Annotated in this window: 21 protein-coding genes and 2 pseudogenes; 13 read left to right on the forward strand and 10 right to left on the reverse strand. The window is 51.3% G+C overall.

Going from position 1 to position 18,588, the window contains the following annotated elements:
- The first annotated feature begins 37 nt into the window (after positions 1 to 37).
- The gene (locus tag AC6I8I_RS20190; RefSeq protein WP_312055608.1) at positions 38 to 667 is read left to right on the forward strand and encodes a LysE family translocator; all 630 of its coding nucleotides are present in this window, start codon (positions 38 to 40) and stop codon (positions 665 to 667) included.
- A gap of 216 nt (positions 668 to 883) precedes the next feature.
- Here AC6I8I_RS20190 and AC6I8I_RS20195 read toward each other — a convergent pair whose 3' ends face one another.
- Positions 884 to 1,660, reverse strand: a complete 777-nt coding sequence (locus AC6I8I_RS20195; RefSeq protein ID WP_312055589.1) for a COG4705 family protein — start codon at positions 1,658 to 1,660, stop codon at positions 884 to 886.
- 86 nt (positions 1,661 to 1,746) lie between these two features.
- Here AC6I8I_RS20195 and AC6I8I_RS20200 point away from each other — a divergent pair, with 86 nt between their 5' ends.
- The 4 genes from AC6I8I_RS20200 (at position 1,747) to AC6I8I_RS20215 (ending at position 4,113) form a co-directional block, all read left to right on the forward strand.
- A complete protein-coding gene (locus tag AC6I8I_RS20200; protein ID WP_497828796.1) occupies positions 1,747 to 1,905 on the forward strand; it encodes a hypothetical protein in 159 nt (52 codons plus the stop codon).
- Between the two features lie 63 nt (positions 1,906 to 1,968).
- Positions 1,969 to 2,418, forward strand: a complete 450-nt coding sequence (locus AC6I8I_RS20205) for a GNAT family N-acetyltransferase (protein ID WP_312055590.1) — start codon at positions 1,969 to 1,971, stop codon at positions 2,416 to 2,418.
- A gap of 242 nt (positions 2,419 to 2,660) precedes the next feature.
- Positions 2,661 to 3,779, forward strand: coding sequence for an alkene reductase (locus tag AC6I8I_RS20210; protein WP_497828797.1), 1,119 nt, complete (start codon positions 2,661 to 2,663; stop codon positions 3,777 to 3,779).
- Between the two features lie 16 nt (positions 3,780 to 3,795).
- Positions 3,796 to 4,113, forward strand: coding sequence for an ArsR/SmtB family transcription factor (locus tag AC6I8I_RS20215; protein ID WP_312055592.1), 318 nt, complete (start codon positions 3,796 to 3,798; stop codon positions 4,111 to 4,113).
- A gap of 268 nt (positions 4,114 to 4,381) precedes the next feature.
- Here the strand turns inward: AC6I8I_RS20215 and AC6I8I_RS20220 are convergent, their stop codons facing one another.
- Together AC6I8I_RS20220 and AC6I8I_RS20225 are read right to left on the reverse strand one after the other, a co-directional pair.
- A complete protein-coding gene (locus tag AC6I8I_RS20220; RefSeq protein ID WP_312055593.1) occupies positions 4,382 to 4,777 on the reverse strand; it encodes a VOC family protein in 396 nt (131 codons plus the stop codon).
- A 488-nt stretch (positions 4,778 to 5,265) separates the two neighbouring features.
- Positions 5,266 to 5,664 (reverse strand): winged helix-turn-helix transcriptional regulator, encoded by a 399-nt coding sequence (locus AC6I8I_RS20225; RefSeq protein WP_312055594.1) that lies wholly within the window; start codon positions 5,662 to 5,664, stop codon positions 5,266 to 5,268.
- A gap of 164 nt (positions 5,665 to 5,828) precedes the next feature.
- Between AC6I8I_RS20225 and AC6I8I_RS20230 the strand changes: the two genes are divergently transcribed.
- Positions 5,829 to 6,719 (forward strand): alpha/beta fold hydrolase, encoded by an 891-nt coding sequence (locus tag AC6I8I_RS20230; protein ID WP_312055595.1) that lies wholly within the window; start codon positions 5,829 to 5,831, stop codon positions 6,717 to 6,719.
- A gap of 318 nt (positions 6,720 to 7,037) precedes the next feature.
- Here the strand turns inward: AC6I8I_RS20230 and yahO are convergent, their stop codons facing one another.
- Positions 7,038 to 7,307, reverse strand: a complete 270-nt coding sequence (yahO, locus tag AC6I8I_RS20235) for a DUF1471 family periplasmic protein YahO (RefSeq protein WP_312055596.1) — start codon at positions 7,305 to 7,307, stop codon at positions 7,038 to 7,040.
- 431 nt (positions 7,308 to 7,738) lie between these two features.
- Here yahO and AC6I8I_RS20240 point away from each other — a divergent pair, with 431 nt between their 5' ends.
- Both AC6I8I_RS20240 and AC6I8I_RS20245 read left to right on the forward strand, forming a co-directional pair.
- Entirely contained in the window at positions 7,739 to 8,395 is a 657-nt protein-coding gene (locus AC6I8I_RS20240) for a DUF3313 domain-containing protein (protein ID WP_312055597.1), read from the forward strand.
- A 263-nt stretch (positions 8,396 to 8,658) separates the two neighbouring features.
- Positions 8,659 to 9,324 carry a MarC family NAAT transporter gene (locus tag AC6I8I_RS20245; protein WP_312055609.1) on the forward strand — a complete coding sequence of 222 codons (666 nt, stop codon included), beginning with the start codon at positions 8,659 to 8,661 and terminating at the stop codon, positions 9,322 to 9,324.
- Positions 9,325 to 9,450: 126 nt separating this feature from the next.
- Here AC6I8I_RS20245 and AC6I8I_RS20250 read toward each other — a convergent pair whose 3' ends face one another.
- Both AC6I8I_RS20250 and AC6I8I_RS20255 read right to left on the reverse strand, forming a co-directional pair.
- On the reverse strand, positions 9,451 to 10,587 hold the full coding sequence (locus AC6I8I_RS20250; protein ID WP_312055598.1) for an HlyD family secretion protein: 1,137 nt from the start codon (positions 10,585 to 10,587) through the stop codon (positions 9,451 to 9,453).
- Positions 10,588 to 10,609: 22 nt separating this feature from the next.
- Positions 10,610 to 10,906, reverse strand: a complete 297-nt coding sequence (locus tag AC6I8I_RS20255; protein WP_312055599.1) for a DUF3302 domain-containing protein — start codon at positions 10,904 to 10,906, stop codon at positions 10,610 to 10,612.
- A gap of 671 nt (positions 10,907 to 11,577) precedes the next feature.
- Between AC6I8I_RS20255 and pqiB the strand changes: the two genes are divergently transcribed.
- A complete protein-coding gene (gene pqiB / locus AC6I8I_RS20260) occupies positions 11,578 to 13,194 on the forward strand; it encodes an intermembrane transport protein PqiB (protein ID WP_312055600.1) in 1,617 nt (538 codons plus the stop codon).
- A gap of 57 nt (positions 13,195 to 13,251) precedes the next feature.
- Here the strand turns inward: pqiB and AC6I8I_RS20265 are convergent, their stop codons facing one another.
- The 4 genes from AC6I8I_RS20265 to AC6I8I_RS20280 form a co-directional block, all read right to left on the reverse strand.
- Entirely contained in the window at positions 13,252 to 14,355 is a 1,104-nt protein-coding gene (locus AC6I8I_RS20265; protein ID WP_312055601.1) for an alkene reductase, read from the reverse strand.
- A gap of 53 nt (positions 14,356 to 14,408) precedes the next feature.
- Positions 14,409 to 14,990 carry a TetR/AcrR family transcriptional regulator gene (locus AC6I8I_RS20270; protein WP_312055602.1) on the reverse strand — a complete coding sequence of 194 codons (582 nt, stop codon included), beginning with the start codon at positions 14,988 to 14,990 and terminating at the stop codon, positions 14,409 to 14,411.
- A gap of 35 nt (positions 14,991 to 15,025) precedes the next feature.
- A complete protein-coding gene (locus AC6I8I_RS20275; RefSeq protein WP_409455993.1) occupies positions 15,026 to 15,880 on the reverse strand; it encodes a YobI family P-loop NTPase in 855 nt (284 codons plus the stop codon).
- Positions 15,881 to 15,964: 84 nt separating this feature from the next.
- On the reverse strand, positions 15,965 to 16,147 hold the full coding sequence (locus tag AC6I8I_RS20280; RefSeq protein WP_312055604.1) for a hypothetical protein: 183 nt from the start codon (positions 16,145 to 16,147) through the stop codon (positions 15,965 to 15,967).
- A 134-nt stretch (positions 16,148 to 16,281) separates the two neighbouring features.
- Between AC6I8I_RS20280 and AC6I8I_RS20285 the strand changes: the two genes are divergently transcribed.
- From AC6I8I_RS20285 to AC6I8I_RS20300, 4 genes and pseudogenes are all read left to right on the forward strand, one after another.
- Entirely contained in the window at positions 16,282 to 17,211 is a 930-nt protein-coding gene (locus AC6I8I_RS20285; RefSeq protein WP_497828798.1) for an Rpn family recombination-promoting nuclease/putative transposase, read from the forward strand.
- Between the two features lie 106 nt (positions 17,212 to 17,317).
- Positions 17,318 to 17,578, forward strand: a pseudogene (locus AC6I8I_RS20290) (Rpn/YhgA-type helix-turn-helix domain-containing protein); the annotation flags it as partial.
- A 376-nt stretch (positions 17,579 to 17,954) separates the two neighbouring features.
- A pseudogene (locus tag AC6I8I_RS20295) lies at positions 17,955 to 18,220 on the forward strand (Tn3 family transposase); the annotation flags it as partial.
- A gap of 100 nt (positions 18,221 to 18,320) precedes the next feature.
- Positions 18,321 to 18,563: a nuclear transport factor 2 family protein gene (locus tag AC6I8I_RS20300; protein WP_312053753.1), complete on the forward strand. Its 243-nt coding sequence runs from the start codon at positions 18,321 to 18,323 to the stop codon at positions 18,561 to 18,563.
- The last annotated feature ends 25 nt before the right edge of the window (positions 18,564 to 18,588 follow it).

An 18,588-nucleotide genomic window follows, 5' to 3' on the forward strand; every position in this document is an offset into this window, starting at 1 on the left:
GTGGCAACGGGCACTCCATCTGACAACCGAGGCAAACATGGCGCTTTCGCACGAGTTGATCCTGATTTACACCACTTACTTGGTCGCAACGGCCAGCCCTGGGCCGAGTAATATGGCGATTATGGGGACAGCGATGAAAAAAGGTCGCGGCGCTGCCCTGGCACTGGCAGGTGGGGTAATCGGCGGTTCCATGCTGTGGGCGCTGCTGGCGGCCTGCGGCGTGCTGACCGTGCTGGCAACCTTCGCCCAACTGCTGATCGTGTTGAAAATTGGCGGGGGGTTATATCTGCTGTGGCTTGCCTTCAAAGCGGGCAAATCGGCGCTTCGTCGACCGGACGAGGCTCAGTTTGCGCCAGGCGATGAGAAGGTTGCCTATGGCAAGCTGTTCCGTCAGGGCATCCTGATGCATATCGGTAATCCAAAAGCCATCCTCACCTGGGTTGCCATCATGTCCGTCGCGCTCAAGCCGGGTGCCGCCGCTGCCGCTTTGCCGATGATCCTCTGCGGTTGTGCCGCTATTTGCGTGGCGGTGTTCTGCGGCTATGCCTTGTTGTTCTCCACCGCCGTGATGAGCGCTTTTTACCGGCGTATCCGGCGTGGGCTTGATGCGCTGTTAGCCTGCTGCTTCGCCTTTGCAGGCCTGAAGCTGGTATTAAGCCGTAACTGAAGGAGCGGGAAAGTGGCTATTGCAGCACGCCGTTTCGCCTGAAGCCGGATACCACAGTGTTGGCGCTGAACGACAAGCAGGACTTCATTAAGGCGTTACAGCCTGCGCAGCGATGATACTTTCCGGCTTACACGAAATAATGAAAAAAGCCGCCATTGCTGGCGGCCGCGAATCTGTTGACACCCTGTGAGCGTCGCCGGCAACACTGCCGATTTTTTATCCGTTAGCGGCAGCGGTTTTCATCGCCGGGCGCTGAGGCAGCAGCCAGAGAATCGCGATGATAATCAGCGCCAGCGTCAGTGAGGCGCTATAACGACTCAGTGCCAGGCCGCCGGATGCCACCGGCTTATCCAGCAAGTCGCCTACTACCGCGCCCAGCGGGCGGGTCAGGATAAAAGCCGCCCAGAAAAGTGCAGTCCGCGAAAGCGAAGTAAAGCGGCTGGCGGCCCAGAGAATGGCCAGTGCGCCAACAAACAGCAGAATCCCGCCGTCGTAGCCCAGATCTTCGCTATCTGCGGTCCAGTCACCTAACGCGGTGCCCAGCGTTTGAGAAAACATGATGGTAATCCAGTAGAAGCACTCTGAAATATCGTTGTTGACGGAACTCACGGCGATGGTGCCGCAGGTAATGCGCCAGATAAACAGAGAGAGAACCAGCAGCGTGCTCAGCAGCAGCGTACCGCCCAGATAACCTATTCCCAGCGAGCGATCGGCAAAGTCCGCCAGCGTGGTGCCGACCGTGGTAGTGGCCACGACGGTAAACCAGTAGATCCATTTGTTAAAGCTGTGACGTTTAATCTGCACCACAACCGCAATTAAAAAAATGATGGCGAAAATCAGAGTACCGGTGAGATAACCCAGATTCATCGACATGGTGACCGCATCGCCGCCGGTTTCACCCAGCGTGGTTGCTGCGATCTTGGTCAACCAGAAAGCCGCGGTGACGGCAGGAACTTTGCTCAGAGATAAAGAGTGTGTGGTGTTATTTTGCATCGGTTCAGGCTCCGGAAAAGCCCGAAATGGGCTAATACAGTGCGCAGGTTATCGGATTAGTCTTAAGGAAAGGTTAAGCTGTCGGAATGTATCAGCGAAATTTTTCTGCTGCCGGAATCGAATTGTTTTGTGGTGAGAAGCGCATGAATTTTGAGGTGGTGGTCGCCGTGGGCGGGGAGTGGCGGGCGTGGCCGATCGGTGAAAACGACACTGTTCATCCTGTCATTTCGCAATCTCGTCGCTGACGAGTAACGCATTTTTCATTAATATCTTTTATATTGAACAGTCGTCGAACAACAGGTATCCCTATGATCACCGTCGAAAAAGCAGACCCGTCAGCACCAGACTCGCTCGATTTGATTGAAAAGTTGTCAGCAGAGCTGGCTGCGATTACCGGCGATAGCGGTAAGCGCCATTTCACATCAGAGTCTCTACTGGGAGAGCGGTCACTATGGGTGGTGGCAAGAAACAAACAGGGCAATGCCGTTGGATGTGGGGCTATCCGACCACTCGCGAATGATATAGCTGAACTTAAGAGAATGTTTTCAGATCGAAGTTCTGCGGGTATTGGCAATGCGTTACTCACTTTTTTGGAAACATCCGCCAGGGGCATGGGGTATCGTGAGCTGTGGCTTGAAACCCGGCGGGTCAACCATCGGGCGGTTGAGTTTTATAGTAAAAATGGCTACTCGGTTATTGAGAATTACGGGCCTTATATTGGCCGGGACGAGGCGGTATGTTTCGCAAAAATGTTATAAGGCTGAGAGAGCGTTGACTCAACCAGCCTGCTGCGGCTGACTGGCCTTTAATCATGTCTGCAGCCGTGAGGCATAGAGGTCAGGCGACCGGTTACGCCGCAACGGCAACTTCAACGGCAACGGCAGCGGCAGCTGCAATCCCCATGTCAGGCCGGGAAGAGCAAAAAGCACAGACTACACATTTACAAATTTAAATGTGTAAATATAATGTCGCCACTTTCGATATTAAAGGATTTTTAGCTATGCCGTCTCTTTTCGCTCCCCTGACGCTGGGTGATCTTCAGCTCCGAAACCGTATTGCCCTGCCACCGCTGACCCGTTGCCGTAGTGAACAGCCTGGCAACATTCCCGGTGAGATGATGGTGGAGTACTATCGCCAGCGCTCTGGTGCGGGTTTTATGATCACCGAAGGCACACAGATTGAACCCCGTGGTCAGGGATATGCCTGGACGCCAGGTATCCACAGCGCAGCGCAGATTGCCGGCTGGAGAAAAGTGACTGAGGCTGTGCACCAGCAGGGCGGCACGATTTTCTGTCAGCTGTGGCACGTCGGCCGGGTATCGCATAATGAACTGCAGCCGGGCAAGCAGGCACCAGTGGCTCCTTCAGCGGTTGCAGCGAATAACGTCAGAGTCTTTATCGAAACCGGACCCGGTACCGGAATGTTAACCTCTCCCAGTATCCCTCGTGAACTCACGACTGCAGAAGTCAAAGAGCTGGTCGAACTCTATCGGCGTGCGGCGGAAAACGCCAGAGAGGCGGGTTTCGATGGCGTCGAATTGCATTCCGCAAACGGGTATCTGATTAACCAGTTTATCTCTGAGCACACCAACTTCCGCACTGATGAATATGGTGGTTCACTGGAAAATCGTCTGCGTTTCCTGCGTGAAGTGACCCAAGCGGTCAGCTCAGTATTTGGCAGCCAGCGGGTCGGCGTTCGTTTTGCACCGCTTTTTTCAAGTACTGATGAAGAGCGTGTCTATCTTGGACTGGTTGAAAGCGATCCGTACGCCACTTACATCCGTGCTGCGCAGCTGCTGAACCAGCTCGGGGTTGGTTATCTTTCTATAGCCGAGGCCGACTGGGACAACAGTCCGGATATGCCTGAGAGTTTTCGCATTGCGCTGCGTGAAACCTTCCGCTCACCGATTATGTATTCTGGTCGTTATACCCGGCAAAAAGCGCAGCTGATGCTGGAAAAAGGGTGGGGAGATCTGTTTGGCTTTGGCCGAACCTTTATTGCCAATCCTGATTTGCCTGCGCGTTTTTACTCGGGCCATCCGCTTAATGATGTCGATCCTGCCTCGCTGTATGGCGGCAGTGAGAAAGGCTATACTGACTATCCGGTTTATCCATCCTGATGTTTTGCGAGGCGGCATGTCACCAGAAAATGCCCTGAAATTACTCTCCAACCCGACACGGGTGGCAGTACTTAAATGGCTAAAAAATCCTGACGAAGCGTTTGCGGGTTATTCTCAGCTCTATCCTTTCGATCAGTATGGCGTCTGTGCCAGTCTCATCCAGGACAAGGCGGGCTTATCACAGCCCGCCACGTCGTTATGCCTCAAAGCGTTGCAGAGCGCCGGCCTGTTAGAAGCCAGTAAAGTCGGCAAATGGACCTATTATCGCCGCGCCGAGCCGCGCATTCATGAAGTGACGAATGCGGTGACACAATCGCTGCAGCAGCTTTTGTAGTCTGCTTTCATCATCTGTTACTTCTGTTTATCGCTCGCCACGGGTTGGTGAGCTCTCTGCAGGCGCAGCGAAATGCGATGGCGGGTGGAGAAAACGTTAAGAGAGCGGGTCTGTTACGGGGAACCCGCAAAGCGGATCGGGTCACCGATAAAGACGGCTCTAATGCCTGAAAATGAGCTGCCCGGACGCTATGCCAGTAGCCAGCGGCACAGCCGTCAGGAAAAGGGACTGGCTGCACTATTGGCGCACCCGGCAGAGCGCGTTACGCTTATTTATTCTGGTAAAGATCCCAACGATTGCCGTAGAGATCCTCAAATACCACCACCGTCGCGTACTCCTCTTCGCGAGGCTGCTCGCAGAATTTAACGCCTTTAGCTTTCATTGCGTGGTAGTCGCGCCAGAAATCATCGGTCTGAAGGAACAGGAATACTCTGCCGCCGCACTGATTGCCGATAAAGCTTTCCTGCCGCTCGTTTGAGGCGCAGGCCAGCAGAATATTGCAGTCGCTTGCCGGATTTGGTGTGACCACTACCCAGCGCTTGCCCGGCTGTGGCGTATCTTCAATCAGGGTAAAACCCAGCTTGTCGGTGTAATACTCTATCGCGCGATCGTAGTCATCAACCACGACAGCCACATATCCCATGCATCGCTTTTGCGTTCTCATTTTCTGCTCCATCAGGTATCAGGCATCGCGGCCTGGACGGTCCTTTGTAGCATAAAAAGAAATAGATGATCATCTCCTCACCATCCAACCTCTTAACGGGATAATCAATTTGTGAGACGCCTGAGTTTGCCGGAAATATCATTTTGATTCTTCACCATGTCAGCCTCCCGTCATAGATGCTAACACGATGAAAAGGATCGTTAACCGGTTAAACCTCTAACTACCTGATGTGGGTTTTATTTTTGCCAGGTAAATCTCAGCCAGCTTTATAAAGAAATTCCAGTATGTTCCGCCACGACTGGCTTTCACGCTGGCCGCTACCCACTAAATATAATATCGGGTCAGAGTGAGAGGGGTTAAATTTTTAGGGCTTCAGGGTATATCGGCACCGGAGGCTCCACACAACGGGAATGTTAATTTATGAAGCAGATAAATGTGCACTGTTTTTTTGACGGGAAGTAATCAATGCTCATGTTATATACGCCATTTTATTGCTGTAAGCGACCGTTTTCATTTAACCCAACCTGGCTGGAATCATAGGCTTCCTGCGCTTTTTCAATATCATCAAGGTGGTCTATCACCCAGTCATACATGGCGCTAAACGGTTTTTGCAGAGAGCGACCATGTTCGGTAATGGTGTATTCTACTGCAACCGGAGAGGTGGCCAAAACTGTACGATTAATCAATCCGTTACGTTCCATTTTACGTAACGCCTGGGTAAGCGCTTTGTGGGTAATGCCTTCCATGCTGCGTTTCATTTCGTTAAAACGCATCGCTTTTTCATTAAGTAAAGTCAGAATCATGACGCTCCATTTGTTTGCTACCTGATCGAAAAAAACACGCGCGGCGCAGTCTGCGAAAAAAACCGGATCGACGATATCTGTCATTTAAGTATCCTTGAGTATATCTACTCACTTTAAAGTGCGTAATTGATCTTAGTTGAATGTTATATACCATGCTGCTGAAGTGAGTATCACTCTCTTACTCCCGACCGCATCGTCTGCTAAATAAAACGGCAGGGTAAACGTTTAGCGAGTACTAAGGATCCGTTATGAATGAAAAAAAGTTTTCCCTCTCCAGGCGTAACCTGCTGGCCTTCACCAGCGCCACTGTTCTGTCAGCAGCACTCAAAGCCAGTCCGGCACGCGCTGCGCCAAAAGTTTCGTCGACGGCCAGGCTTTTTTATACGGAAAAAGGGCAAGGCAAAAATATCATGGTATTACACGGCTGGACCTGTGATTCGCATGACTGGAGCTGGCAATTACCCGTGCTTGAAAGTAAATACCGTACGGTGGCGGTAGATTTACGCGGGCATGGACGATCGGAAGTCATGCCATCAGGGCATTACGCCCCGGCTGACTATGTTGCCGATATTGAATCACTGATTTTGACGCACTATCCGGGCCAAAAATTTATCCTGATTGGCCATTCAATGGGAGGGCAGATTGCAGCGCGGCTGGCGGCAAAAAGACCCGACTTAGTGAGTGCTGTTGTTTCTGTTGATGGTTCGATGGGATTTGCGGATGCACAGGCGGCCCTTTTCCAGAAAGCCACTGATGACCTGCAAAACAGCGATCCTTATCTGACCGGTCCGGCGCTATTTGAACTTTTTTACGATAAAAATACTTCGCTGGCGTTTAAACGCTGGCATGAAAGGCGCCTGCAGGGCGTGCCGCTGCAGGTGGTACGGGAATCATTCGGTCCACTGTTTCTTGGGCCGGGACAGGTGGGGGTGGGCAAAGCGAGCGAGGAGTTTTGCCGTAGCTTAACGGTTCCTGTTTATCACCTGTGTCGCGATGCCGTTCAGGCTGAGACTATGCGCAGGTGGTTTGCCAATCCAAAGTCAAAAACAGACTACTGGACCGATACCGGGCACTGGATTATGCAGGATCGCAGTGACGAGGTGAACCACGCGGTGACGGCCTGGATTGATCGACTTTGATGACAAACAGGCAAGCAGAATGCGATGCCGGACGCCGCTTATGGCACAGTCCGGACGCTTATCCTGAATGATGAATAACCGCCGCTGTTAAAAACCATGCGAGATCAACAGGAGATGACAGCAAGGCATGCCTTTCTGCAGCAAAGTACGGCCACATTTCACTCTTTTTTCAGTCAACTTTTTTCAACACGAAGCCGCTCACCAAAGGCAATAAAAATGCGCTAACCGGTGTTTCCGGTTAGCGCATTGACCACTCCTGCCGCGAACGGAGTGTTCAAAGGTTAATGCAGCCACACTGGCTTTTAAGATGCGCAGCGATCACTTTTTCTTATAGACATCCGCTGTAGCATGCATTTTATTATTGGTATTGCCCGATGTCAGGACATAAATATCGCCGCCTTTTTTATCTGCCATGCTGGACAGTTCGGCTTTGGCATCGGATGCACTGACTTCGCCTGATGTTGACACGCTCCCGACTTTTTCATACTGGCTTTGCACTTTTTCAAAATCATTTTTGGTCATCATATCTGCCGCGAATACGTTTAACGAAAAAGCACCAGCCGCTATCACATAAATGATTTTTTTCATCAGTTGTTCTCCCGCTTTATTTAGTGTGGAATAGGTATTAATCGACTTAATAATTATATAGCCTGGACGCTATTCTTTCCCGGTGAAGGTTGTGTATTTTGTCTTTTTGTGATGAGTGTGTAATTCATCAGGGTCATTGATCTGACGGTCACGCAGGTCATTAGTTCCTGCCATAGAATTAGCCTGGTAATTATTTGTTTTTTTCACCGGGATATGTTTTTGGATGCTAAAAAGTAGTGCTTTTTATATCTTAATTCCATTGGACCGAGCGATGATTAGCGTCATATGAAAAAAGAGTGGAGGCGATTTTACCTGTCACTGGTCTTGTTTTTCGCCCGGGTAATAATTCATCAGTCTTTACTGATAACTGAATTATAATTAATGGGGAAAAAACTCTCCGTGTATAAACAACCATGCTCATGGGGGCAAATATGATTATCCTGCTAAGGTTTTTCGTTATTGCTTTGTGTCTGACACTATTGGGATGTTCTTCTAAAGTGGCAGAAACTAATCAGTATTCAGGTTTTTTAAGTGATTACTCTGATTTACGCACCGTAGAAACGACATCGGGTCACCAGGTACTGCGCTGGGTATCGCCCGATTTTCGGTTAAGCAATTATAAGGATATTTATGTTTCACCGGTAGTTTATTTCCCTTCTCCCAGACCGGACAGCCGCGTAAGTGCGGCTACGCTGGAGCAAATCCGCTTATACACCGAACAGCGGCTCAAAAGCGCGGTAGGCTCTCACAAGAAGCTAAGCAACCAGCCCCATGCTGGTGGGTTAATGCTCAGAACGGCGATTACTGCCGTTTCCGCTGAAAATAAAGATATTCAATTCTACGAGGTACTGCCGGTTACCGCAGTTGTGGCAGGCACCATGACCATGACCGGAAAGCGTTCACAAAACACGTTCCTGTTTATCGAAGCGGCGCTCATTGACGTCTCGACCAATAAGCCGGTGATTAAAGTGGTGAGGAAAGCCTACGGCGGCAAAGTCTCAAATAGCGAATCTCAGATAACCAGAGATGACATCAAAACTGCTATCGATACCATGGTTGCAGATGTGGTCGATTTTCCCGGGAAATAGAAAACGACATACCCTTTCTTATTGTAATCAAGCTGATGCGGATTTTAATTACAGCGGATGCAGACAAAGATATTTACTCGCTGAAGCTGAGTTTTAAAAAATGACGGAAGCCGCGTAGCAGAGCCTGAATGAATTCTAAATTATCCATGCCCTGTTACGTCGCGCTTAATACCTGACCTTTGTTGGTCTGCCTGGTGCCGAGAGTGACATTAACCGGCACGGCACCTGAATCCTGAATGTTATTTCTGCGAAGGAAATTCATGATGCTGGATCTGATAAAAGCCATTGGGCTGGGTTTGATTGTTATTCTGCCGCTGGCTAATCCATTAACTACCGTAGTGTTGTTTTTAGGATTAAGCGGCCAGATGAACAGTGCCACCCGCAACCAGATAGCGAATAAAACTTCTCTTTATGTATTTATTATCCTGATGGTGGCCTGGTATGCCGGTCAACTGGTGATGGATACCTTTGGTATTTCTATTCCTGGCTTGCGAATTGCGGGTGGGCTGATTGTGGCTTTCATCGGTTTCCGCATGTTGTTTCCGCAACCGGAGGAAGACCGGAGCAGGGCGGTATTAATCAAAGCGGTGAAAGAGACTGAAGCATCTAAAACAAGCATTGCTTTTGTGCCGCTCGCCATGCCGAGCACTGCCGGGCCGGGTACCATTGCGATGCTGATCAGTTCGGCTTCTACATTACGGCACGCCAGTGAATTTCCAGCCTGGGTGATCCTGGTGGCACCCCCGTTAATCTTCCTGATGGTGGCCATCATTGCCTGGATCTGTCTGCGAAGTACCGACAAAATCATGCGGCTGATCGGCAAAAGCGGTATTGATGCCATTTCCCGTCTGATGGGATTTTTGCTGGTCTGTATGGGCGTGCAGTTTGTTATTAATGGCGTGCTTGAGATTGTTGCCAGCATCCGCTAACCAAGCGACGAGCTGCCTGGAATTATTACGGCGCTGGCCGTCAGCGCTGTGATGAATATGCCTCCGTTTCTGCAAAGGCCCGCCCAGCAACCCCCTTAGCGGCGGCTTTCTGGCGCGTAGAGCCTATCAATGATCCAGATAGAGGTAGTGGAGCCAGCTGGTCATGCGCAACAGCACCTTACGCATTACCGAAACATGGGTGAAATGATCTGAATAGACCGCAGCCTGCGCAAAAATTCCATCGGGTAAGGCGTCCACGTCGGCGTTCGGAGCCAGCTCAATGGTGGCCAGCACCCCATCGGTACCGGCAGCGATAGTCAGAGACTGCAGCGTCCCCTGCGCCTGGTAAGCGCCACCCGGCACCACCGGCAGGATCTGGGTTAGCTTGCCGGAAAAGACCTGACCCGGCAGGGCATTAAAAACCACTTCTGCTTCGTCACCTTTCTCCAGACGCAACAGCGAATTCTGTCTGAACTGGGCAATGATCTGCCGTTTCTGTGCGGGTATAAAAATCATCACCGGCCGTAAAGGCAGGGCCGCGGCATACGAACCTGGCCGGATCAGCACCTGAGTGACGTAGCCATCACCGGGGGCGCGTACGATGGTTTGATCAAGATTATATCGGGCTTCAGCCAGCTGCGCCCGCAGGCTGACAATCTGCGATTGCTCGCCATTCACCACGCTGTCTAAACTGCTTTTTATCTGTGCCTGCTCAGCCACCGAACCTTTGACCAGCGCATCCTGCGCATAATAATCTTGTCGGGCGTTATCAATATCTCTTTCGGAAAACGGATTAACTTTGGCCTTACTGCCGGCCAGATAGCGCTGGTAATCTTTAAATAATCGATCCCGTTCGGCAGAGACATGTGAGGTATTGGCAATCGCTTCGTCCAGCTGCCCTTTTAACGCCTGAACATTGTGAATAGTGGTCATTAAATCAGCCTGCAGCCTGTCAACCCGCGCCTGATAACGCGTATTGTCTAAGCGAAAAAGCACCTCACCTTTTTGGATGCGCCTGTTCTGCTTATCCGTCACTTCAACGATCACGCCGGTTACCTGCGGGGTAATCGGAATGGCGATCACCGCTTTTTGCGCCAGCGAAGTATAGGGATGATTGTAATTCATCAACATAATCAGGGCGCCAATCAAAAAAACGCCGCCCAGTGCTGCGGTTGGCACCGTCCATTTATTTATCGGTATCCTGAAAATTTTAAAAATAGCCCAGGCAAACGCGACATAGGTGAGAATGATCAGTAGATCCATCGCCTTGTTACTCCGGCTAGCGTTAGCTTCGATTATTGAGTTGTTTTTCAAGCTCCGTCACGCGTTGCTCCAGCGCGGCATTGGCGTTCATTCCCCAGCCCCGTTCCGGCCGGTAGAGCGTCGCCCAAATCCATAGAAATGGCCATATGACATGTAACGTAAATAAGCTGACCCAGCCCGCGACATGAATAGCATCAGCGTGCGGATGGTTGCGGGACTTAGCGATGAGATAAGGGATGTCATGCAGGACAATAATGCCATAGAAAATAATGATAAACACCGCAAACAGCACGCCCAATGCAAAGTAGTTAAGAAACATAAATGCCTCGAATTAAATTTGCAGCATGATTTCAAGCATAGGCTTAATGGTGGCGCCCGGCAATATGGTCGATTTGATAAAAAATAAATAATCTTTATGAGTATGATGCAGTGGTACTGTTTTTAAATCGGTGAGGGAGGCTTGCGGTCTGTTGGTGGTGGCTATTAAATTATAACCATATGATTATAAATGCATTATCAGGTTGTTTAGAATTGCTTTTCGATGGGGATGATAAATTTTTTCGCAAATAGCTTCATTTTAAGGGCCTTTATGATCTTATGCTGATGTTCTGTTTTTTTAAATGGATAGCCAGGTGTGACTTCAGTCGACAAAAAGCAAATGCGTGTTTGTTGCTGTTCATCAGGATGGCTATACTTATTTTTCCGATAATTTAGGCGGCGAATTTTCCATGCGTAATTAGTCCTGAGTGGAATTTAATTACCCTCGCGCTGCCGTTATACCGGTTAAGTATAATAATATCATCACCAGCGACAGGATTAAGCGAATTTGTACTAACCGGGAGTGGTGTAAAATGATTGGGTGATTGTTATCGAATAATTTGAGTACCTGCACGATAATCGGATTTTAACCCTGCATCTTTTCCCGTCCGCCGCCTGATGAAGGCGGTAACTGTCAGCGGCATCGCTATTTTCATGTGGAGTCACCGTGAGATGAAAAATTCTGATGCCAGTGCTGTGACGTTAACGCCTTCACGCGGGTGGGTTATAGGAATTATTCCGCTGGTCACGTTACTGATTGCTGGCGCAATGATTGTTTATCACTTCAGCCAGCAGGGATCGCAGATCGTGCTGATTACGGCTACGGCTGAAGGGATTGACGCCGGCAAAACCCCGATTAAAAACCGCAGCGTTGTTATCGGAGAGGTAGAAACGACGGCGCTGGCGGAGGATCTTCGTCATGTTGAGATCACCGTACGTCTGCAACCCGGTATGGAGAAGTTGTTACATCGCAACAGCGTATTCTGGCTGGTTAAACCGCACAGAGGTCAGCAAGGTATAACCGGCCTCAGCACGCTGATGACCGGCGCTTATATCGCGTTAGGGCCTGGCGATGCAGGTGACCCCTTGCCGCGCTACTCGCTGCTGGATGCGCCACCGCTGGCACCGATCAATGCGCAGGGCGTCCGTGTGATTGTTAACAGCCAGAAAAAGGGGCAGCTTAATCCTGGCGATCCGGTGATGTTCAGCGGCTTTCGGGTCGGGACGGTTGAATCCAGCCACTTTAATGCTGAGCAGCGCGGCATGACCTATCGGTTGTTTATTGCAGCGCCTTACGATCGGCTGGTGACCACTAATAGCCGTTTCTGGCAGCAGAGCGGCGTTACCGTTGAGCGGTCGGCCTCAGGCCTGCGGGTTGAGTCAGACGCAATCGTCTCGCTGTTACGCGGTAGCGTCAGTTTTGCGGTTCCGTCAGGGTGGGCGCCGGGGCGGGTAGCGCGAAATAACGCCGAATACCGGCTGTTTGACGACCGGCAGAGTATTGAGCGATCTCTCTATACCCGGCAGGTTCCGTTCCTGCTGTTGTTCACCGAGTCTGTTCGCGGCCTGAAGCCGGGCGCGCCAGTTGAGTTTCGTGGAATTCGTCTCGGAACGGTCAGCAAAGTGCCTTTTGTTTTGCCGGGCAGAACGCAGAACATGGTGACAGATTATCACGTGCCGGTATTGATCAATCTTGAGCCGGACCGCTTTGTCAGAGAGATGCCGGATTTCAACCTGCTACAGAGGCTGAAGAGTGGCATAGCCCGTGGAATGCGCGCCACGCTTAAAACCAGCAGTCTGCTGTCTGGCGCGCTCTATATTGATTTGGATTTTATAACCGATGCGGCGGCTTACGGCGGGCCGGAGTTCATCGATGGCTATGAAATCATCCCAACCGCGCCCGTCGGGCTGAACCAGCTGCAACAGAAACTGGTGTCAGCGCTGGAGAAGATCAATCATCTGCCGCTGACCCCGCTGGTCTTGCAGACCAGCGCGACGCTGAAACAAAGCCAGCGCACCATGGGCGCATTACAACAAACAGTGAATGATTTAAATCAGCTAACCGCCAGCCCGGCAATGGAAACTCTGCCGGTTGAGTTGCAGCACTCATTACGTGAGCTGAACAGCAGTCTGAAAGGGCTGCAGCCGGGTTCGCTTGCCTACGATCGGCTGGTGGGCAATATGCAGCGTCTTGATCGGGTGCTGCGGGAGCTGCAATCCTTGCTGAGGTTACTGAACCGCCAGAGTAATGCCCTGGTTTCTGATGCGGCCACGCATGCTGACCGCTAACGGTGAGGCTATTTTTATCGCCGCGACCCTCGGCGGGGGGATCCCCGCCGCTCGCTATCAGTAATTGCCTTGCGGCCAGTCGGTATAACCCTTCGCTCCGCCGCCGTAATACACGTCTTTCGGCGCAATGGTCAGTTCGGCAGCGTAACGCAGGCGCTTCACCAGATCCGGATTGGAAATGAACAGGCGGCCAAAGGCGACGGCATCGATAATCCCTGCGTTACGGCGGCTGATAGCCATCTCCAGGTCGTAGTTGTTGTTACCGATAAACGGACCGGTGAACTGCGCGCTCAGCGCATCCATATCCACATCGGCAGGCACGTCGCGCGAGGTGGCCGTTGCACCTTCGACAAAGTGCAGGTAGGCCAGGTTAAAGCGGTTCAGCTGCTGGATGAGATAGCCATACATTGCCATCACGTTGCTGTCCGGCGGGGTATTTCCGGCGTCAGGCGTCACCGGCGACAGTCGGATACCGACCCGGTCATTACCCCAGATGTTAACGATGGCTTCGGTGACTTCCAGCGTCAGACGCGCCCGGTTTTCGATCGAGCCGCCGTAGCTGTCGGTACGGTGATTGGTGGAGTCCCGCAGGAACTGGTCAAGCAGGTAGCTGTTAGCTGAATGCACCTCAACGCCGTCAAAACCTGCCCGCAGGGCGTTCTCCGCTGCGTGTTTGTACTGCTCGATAATGCCGGGAATTTCTGCTGTTTCCAGCGCGCGCGGTGTAGAAACCGGCACAAAACCGTTCACGGTGTAGGTCTGGCCCTCAGCTTTAATGGCGGATGGCGCAACCGGACTTGCACCGTCAGGCTGCAGCTCGACGCTGGAAAAGCGGCCAACGTGCCACAGCTGGCAGACGATTTTTCCGCCCTGAGCGTGGACCGCGTCCGTCACTTTTTTCCAGCCTGCGACCTGCTCTTCATTCCAGATCCCCGGTGTGGCGGCATAACCACGGCCCTGAGCGGAGATATTGGTGGCTTCTGAAATAATCAGTCCGGCGCCGGCACGCTGCGCATAGTAGGTCGCATGCAGTTCATCAGGCACGCCTTCCTCACCGTAACGGCTGCGGGTAACGGGAGCCATTACAATGCGATTCGCCAGTTCAAGGCTGCCCATCGCGACGGGAGAAAATAAATCGGTACAGGTACTGTTGTCAGTCATATAAACCTCTAGATAGTTGACCGGTCGTCTAGTAAATGAGTAAAAAAAAGCGGCTACCCGAGCAGCCGCATTGTTGCCTTCATGGCTTTGCCGAAGGCGTGGTCAGGATGGTGAATTTTTGCCATCAGTGAAGCTCCCAGCCACAGCTGATAAAGTTCTTCAGCCAGCTCATCGGCATCGCTTACCGCAGACAGCGAACCATCTTCCTGTCCCAGCCGGATACAGCCGGCAATTTTGTGCACGATCTCCTGGGTGCCGGTTGCCAGCACCTGTCGCATGCTGTCATACCGATCGCAGACTTCCGCGCCAAGCTTGACCACCAGGCATTTGCTTTCCGGCAGGTCTGCGCCCTGGGTGGTCTTCCAGAAGGCGAAGTAGCGCAGCAGCCGCTCCCGGGCCGTTCCGGCACCGCTCAGCTGATGTTCTACTTCCTGCAGGTAGTGACTGAAATAGTGCTCCAGCAGCGCCTCTGCGAACTCTTCCTTGGATTTGAAGTAGTAGTAAAATGAGCCTTTGGGAATACCGGCAGCCTGAACTATCTCGGAAAGCCCGACGGCGCTGTAGCCCTTATGCGTAATAATCGCCCGTGCCACATCAATGATGTGCTGGCGCATATCTGTCGCGTGTTTTTTCATAATGCGCCTACTCTATTTAAAAACTGACCGGTCGTCTAGTGAGGGCTGTTACATTTTGTGCGATCGATTGCTGAGCGGCTGCAGCAGCCTGACAGCATGCTGGGCAGTACGTCATGCGCAGCCGGAAAGCCTTTAAGTTTGTTTTTCAGATATGTATAGGCGTTACATGCATCCAGTACAGGGACAACCGGAAGGATGAAATCAAAGAACCTGTTCCGGATATCAGAGCCAGGAAATATATCATCCCGGCATGCGTAGACAAATCTCACTGGTTCAACCTTCAGATTATTGTTAACTAACTGATTTATTGTTATTAACTTTACAAAAACTTCCGTATTGTCGAGTCTGTCTGAGTCATCAGATACAACTGTTTTATTCTTTGAGCGGGAAAAGAAATAGACGATTTCATCGAGGCAGTTGTTCAGAAATGAAGATAACTCCTGCTGAGTTAAATTTGCACTCGCCTGAAGGAACGCTATTTTACTTAACTTCAATTTTTTATCAAAAACACCTGCCTTTGAGGCCGCGCGGACGATACAGAATAGCGTCAGTACGGCCAGCGTGATACTGCACCATAAGCGTTCGGGATAGGCATTGTTGACGTAAGAAATTATTGAGTCACTGGCACCAAAGGAAGATAATACTTTCTTTGGAAAGATACACAGTGTTAATAACAAGGCCGGTAGCAGTCTAGTGACAAAGGTTGCAAACAGAGTAAGGACATGTTTTGCATCTCTGCTTTGAATTCTGTCGATCCGTGAATCAGGCAGGTTATCTTTATTTACTTTATAGAGAATCTGCTGAAGAATGGTTAATTCAACTTCAGCATTTTCTGGTGGCTCACCCTCTCTCTTTCCTGAAATTGAAAAATGTGCCAGAGAATGATTTATGTAATTTTTTTAGTCGGCTGACAAGATATGACAGTATGAGCGTACTTTTACCCGCCCCACAAGGCCCGGTGACGGCGATGTTTTTTACATCTTTTTTGAGAATGCGAAGTCCAGTGCTTTGAAATATTCATTCATTCGCACATCATTACTTACCTTTAGCGTCATCGTATCGTAGCCGTCCTTATTCTGATTTTCTTCGCTACGATGATCGTGTCCTTCCGATTTAAGTATATTAAAACCCCCTTTCAAACGTTCAGGTATTTTCATTTTCATTCCTGTTTTCTGGCAGTTGATCTTCACGCTTTTACAAAAAAACTGTCGAAATAGCCTCCATTCCGAGGCTAATTCAGCGGACATTCATGGTAATATTGACAGAGGTAATATACACAGGCTATCAGCCAATGAAAAAGAAGAATAACACCCCCACGCCCCATGATGCCGCATTCAGGCAGTTTCTTACCCAGCCCGAAGTTGCCCGGGATTTTATGGAACTACACCTTCCCGCAGAGCTGCGCGATATCTGCGATCTCAGCACACTAAAGCTGGAATCCGGCTCGTTCGTCGAGGATGACCTGCGACAGTATTTCAGCGACGTGCTCTACAGCCTGAAAACCACAGCCGGTGAGGGTTATGTTCACGTGCTCATCGAGCATCAGTCCTCACCCGACAAACATATGGCCTTTCGCCTGATGCGCTATGCCGTGGCTGCCATGCAACGGCACCTTGAGGCGGGGCATAAAAAATTGCCACTGGTGATACCGGTGCTGTTTTACACAGGTAAACGCAGCCCGTATCCGTACTCCACCCGGTGGCTGGATGAGTTTGACGACCCGGACCTGGCAGGCAGGCTCTACAACCCGGCTTTCCCGCTGGTTGACGTTACCGTCATTCCGGATGATGAAATCGCTGGCCACCGCAGCATGGCTGCCCTGACTCTTCTGCAGAAGCACATTCATCAGCGGGACCTGGCCGAACTGACCGACCGGCTGGTGCCCATTCTGCTGGCTGGCTATCTGTCTTCATCCCAGGTGATATCGCTGGTACACTATATTGTACAGGCAGGCGAATCAGCCGACGCCGAAGGCTTTGTACGCGACCTGGCACAGCGTGTGCCGCAACACGGAGACGCACTTATGACCATCGCACAACAGCTCGAACAGAAGGGCATCCAGAAGGGTATCCAGTTAGGCAGGCAGGAAGGCCGAAATGAAGGCATGCTGGAAGGCAAGCTGGAAGTTGCACGTACCATGCTGCAGAACGGTCTTGACCGCATCACCGTCATGAAAATGACCGGCCTGACCGAAGACGACCTGGCACAAATCCGCCACTGACTTATTTAGTAGCCTCTCCGGCCACGCTGCTGAGCCGCCATGTGCAGCCGCCCGGAAAGTCACTGTGCCATCGCCCGGACACGCACAGGCCATTCTGCACTGTCTACACGGAGACGCACTTATGACCATCGCACAACAGCTCGAACAGAAGGGCATTGAGAAGGGCATTGAGAAGGGCATTGAGAAGGGCAGGGAAGAAGGCCTTGAGCTCGGCGAACAGCGTGGCATTGAAAAGGGCCGCACCGAAGGCGAGCGTGAAGCCACTCTGAAAATTGCCCGTACCATGCTGCAGAACGGTCTTGACCGCATCACCGTCATGAAAATGACCGGCCTGACCGAAGACGACCTGGCACAAATCCGCCACTGACTTATTTAGTAGCCTCTCCGGCCACGCTGCTGAGCCGCCATGTGCAGCCGCCCGGAAAGCCACTGTGCAGCAGCCCGGACTCGCACAGGCCATTCAGCACCGTCTGTAACATCACGGGCCTCAGCACGATTTCGTCGGAATGAGGCCGCCAGTGTGCTCTGTTAGCAGCCTCCTCTCCGTGTACCCGGAACAGCCTGAAAGCCCGCGGTGAAAGCCCCGGATGCAGTTTCGCCCTGAGCATCTGCAGTATCGCTTTACACTCCCTCATTCATCCCTTTGTTTCAGACTTCCACTGTAGTCCGTAGACGTCGCTATTCCGGATCGCTGAAACTCTCCTCTGCTGCACCTATTTTACCTGGACTTGATAATAGACTGATATACCGATAATCAGGAAAATCAGCTGGCAGCTCAGGGGCTGGTCACTGACGCCGTCGTGTATGGAAAACTATTTATATGCTGGTAGCTCAGGATCATCTCCGGGCGCAGGGTGAAACACTGAATGATGAAGATATCGCACATCTCTCCCAGCTTTGCCCCGGACATATCAATATGCCCGGCCATTATTCCTTCACGCTGGCAGAGCGGGTAACTAAAGGAGATCTGAGACCACTAAAAGAGGCGTCAGAGGAAGAAAATGTTTAGCGTGAGTTTTCGTTCCACTGAGCGTCAGCCGCCTGATCCCGACATCAACCAATCGGTTATCTGAACAGAAAGTCCCATCATTAAAACGAAGTTGAAAAAGATGATTGATACCCCCTGCCTGCAGGACTACAACGCTATTCTGGATGTGCTGAATCAGTACAACGAAGACGGGAAGCAGGCCGCGGTTGTTCGCGTCGACATTGTCGGAACGGCCGCCAGCGCCCGCATCGATACCGATGACATATCGGGTTTTCGCTTTACTGATATTTTCAGTCTGCTGAAGATTAACGGGCGCTGGAGCGTGGTCAGCAAGATTTATCACACCCACGCCGCCGCTTGCTGAAACGGGCAGACAGCGCAGCGGCGTA

This window comes from Pantoea sp. X-Soil-YNGN-775 (assembly GCF_059730575.1).

Excerpts from the sequence above, each read along its gene's own strand:
- AC6I8I_RS20190 (WP_312055608.1), top strand. The coding sequence starts at position 38 with ATGGCGCTTTCGCACGAGTTGATCCTGATTTACACCACTTACTTGGTC.
- AC6I8I_RS20195 (WP_312055589.1), bottom strand. The coding sequence starts at position 1,660 with ATGCAAAATAACACCACACACTCTTTATCTCTGAGCAAAGTTCCTGCC.
- AC6I8I_RS20200 (WP_497828796.1), top strand. The coding sequence starts at position 1,747 with ATGTATCAGCGAAATTTTTCTGCTGCCGGAATCGAATTGTTTTGTGGT.
- AC6I8I_RS20205 (WP_312055590.1), top strand. The coding sequence starts at position 1,969 with ATGATCACCGTCGAAAAAGCAGACCCGTCAGCACCAGACTCGCTCGAT.
- AC6I8I_RS20210 (WP_497828797.1), top strand. The coding sequence starts at position 2,661 with ATGCCGTCTCTTTTCGCTCCCCTGACGCTGGGTGATCTTCAGCTCCGA.
- AC6I8I_RS20215 (WP_312055592.1), top strand. The coding sequence starts at position 3,796 with ATGTCACCAGAAAATGCCCTGAAATTACTCTCCAACCCGACACGGGTG.
- AC6I8I_RS20220 (WP_312055593.1), bottom strand. The coding sequence starts at position 4,777 with ATGAGAACGCAAAAGCGATGCATGGGATATGTGGCTGTCGTGGTTGAT.
- AC6I8I_RS20225 (WP_312055594.1), bottom strand. The coding sequence starts at position 5,664 with ATGACAGATATCGTCGATCCGGTTTTTTTCGCAGACTGCGCCGCGCGT.
- AC6I8I_RS20230 (WP_312055595.1), top strand. The coding sequence starts at position 5,829 with ATGAATGAAAAAAAGTTTTCCCTCTCCAGGCGTAACCTGCTGGCCTTC.
- yahO (WP_312055596.1), bottom strand. The coding sequence starts at position 7,307 with ATGAAAAAAATCATTTATGTGATAGCGGCTGGTGCTTTTTCGTTAAAC.
- AC6I8I_RS20240 (WP_312055597.1), top strand. The coding sequence starts at position 7,739 with ATGATTATCCTGCTAAGGTTTTTCGTTATTGCTTTGTGTCTGACACTA.
- AC6I8I_RS20245 (WP_312055609.1), top strand. The coding sequence starts at position 8,659 with ATGCTGGATCTGATAAAAGCCATTGGGCTGGGTTTGATTGTTATTCTG.
- AC6I8I_RS20250 (WP_312055598.1), bottom strand. The coding sequence starts at position 10,587 with ATGGATCTACTGATCATTCTCACCTATGTCGCGTTTGCCTGGGCTATT.
- AC6I8I_RS20255 (WP_312055599.1), bottom strand. The coding sequence starts at position 10,906 with ATGTTTCTTAACTACTTTGCATTGGGCGTGCTGTTTGCGGTGTTTATC.
- pqiB (WP_312055600.1), top strand. The coding sequence starts at position 11,578 with ATGAAAAATTCTGATGCCAGTGCTGTGACGTTAACGCCTTCACGCGGG.
- AC6I8I_RS20265 (WP_312055601.1), bottom strand. The coding sequence starts at position 14,355 with ATGACTGACAACAGTACCTGTACCGATTTATTTTCTCCCGTCGCGATG.
- AC6I8I_RS20270 (WP_312055602.1), bottom strand. The coding sequence starts at position 14,990 with ATGAAAAAACACGCGACAGATATGCGCCAGCACATCATTGATGTGGCA.
- AC6I8I_RS20280 (WP_312055604.1), bottom strand. The coding sequence starts at position 16,147 with ATGAAAATACCTGAACGTTTGAAAGGGGGTTTTAATATACTTAAATCG.
- AC6I8I_RS20285 (WP_497828798.1), top strand. The coding sequence starts at position 16,282 with ATGAAAAAGAAGAATAACACCCCCACGCCCCATGATGCCGCATTCAGG.
- AC6I8I_RS20300 (WP_312053753.1), top strand. The coding sequence starts at position 18,321 with ATGATTGATACCCCCTGCCTGCAGGACTACAACGCTATTCTGGATGTG.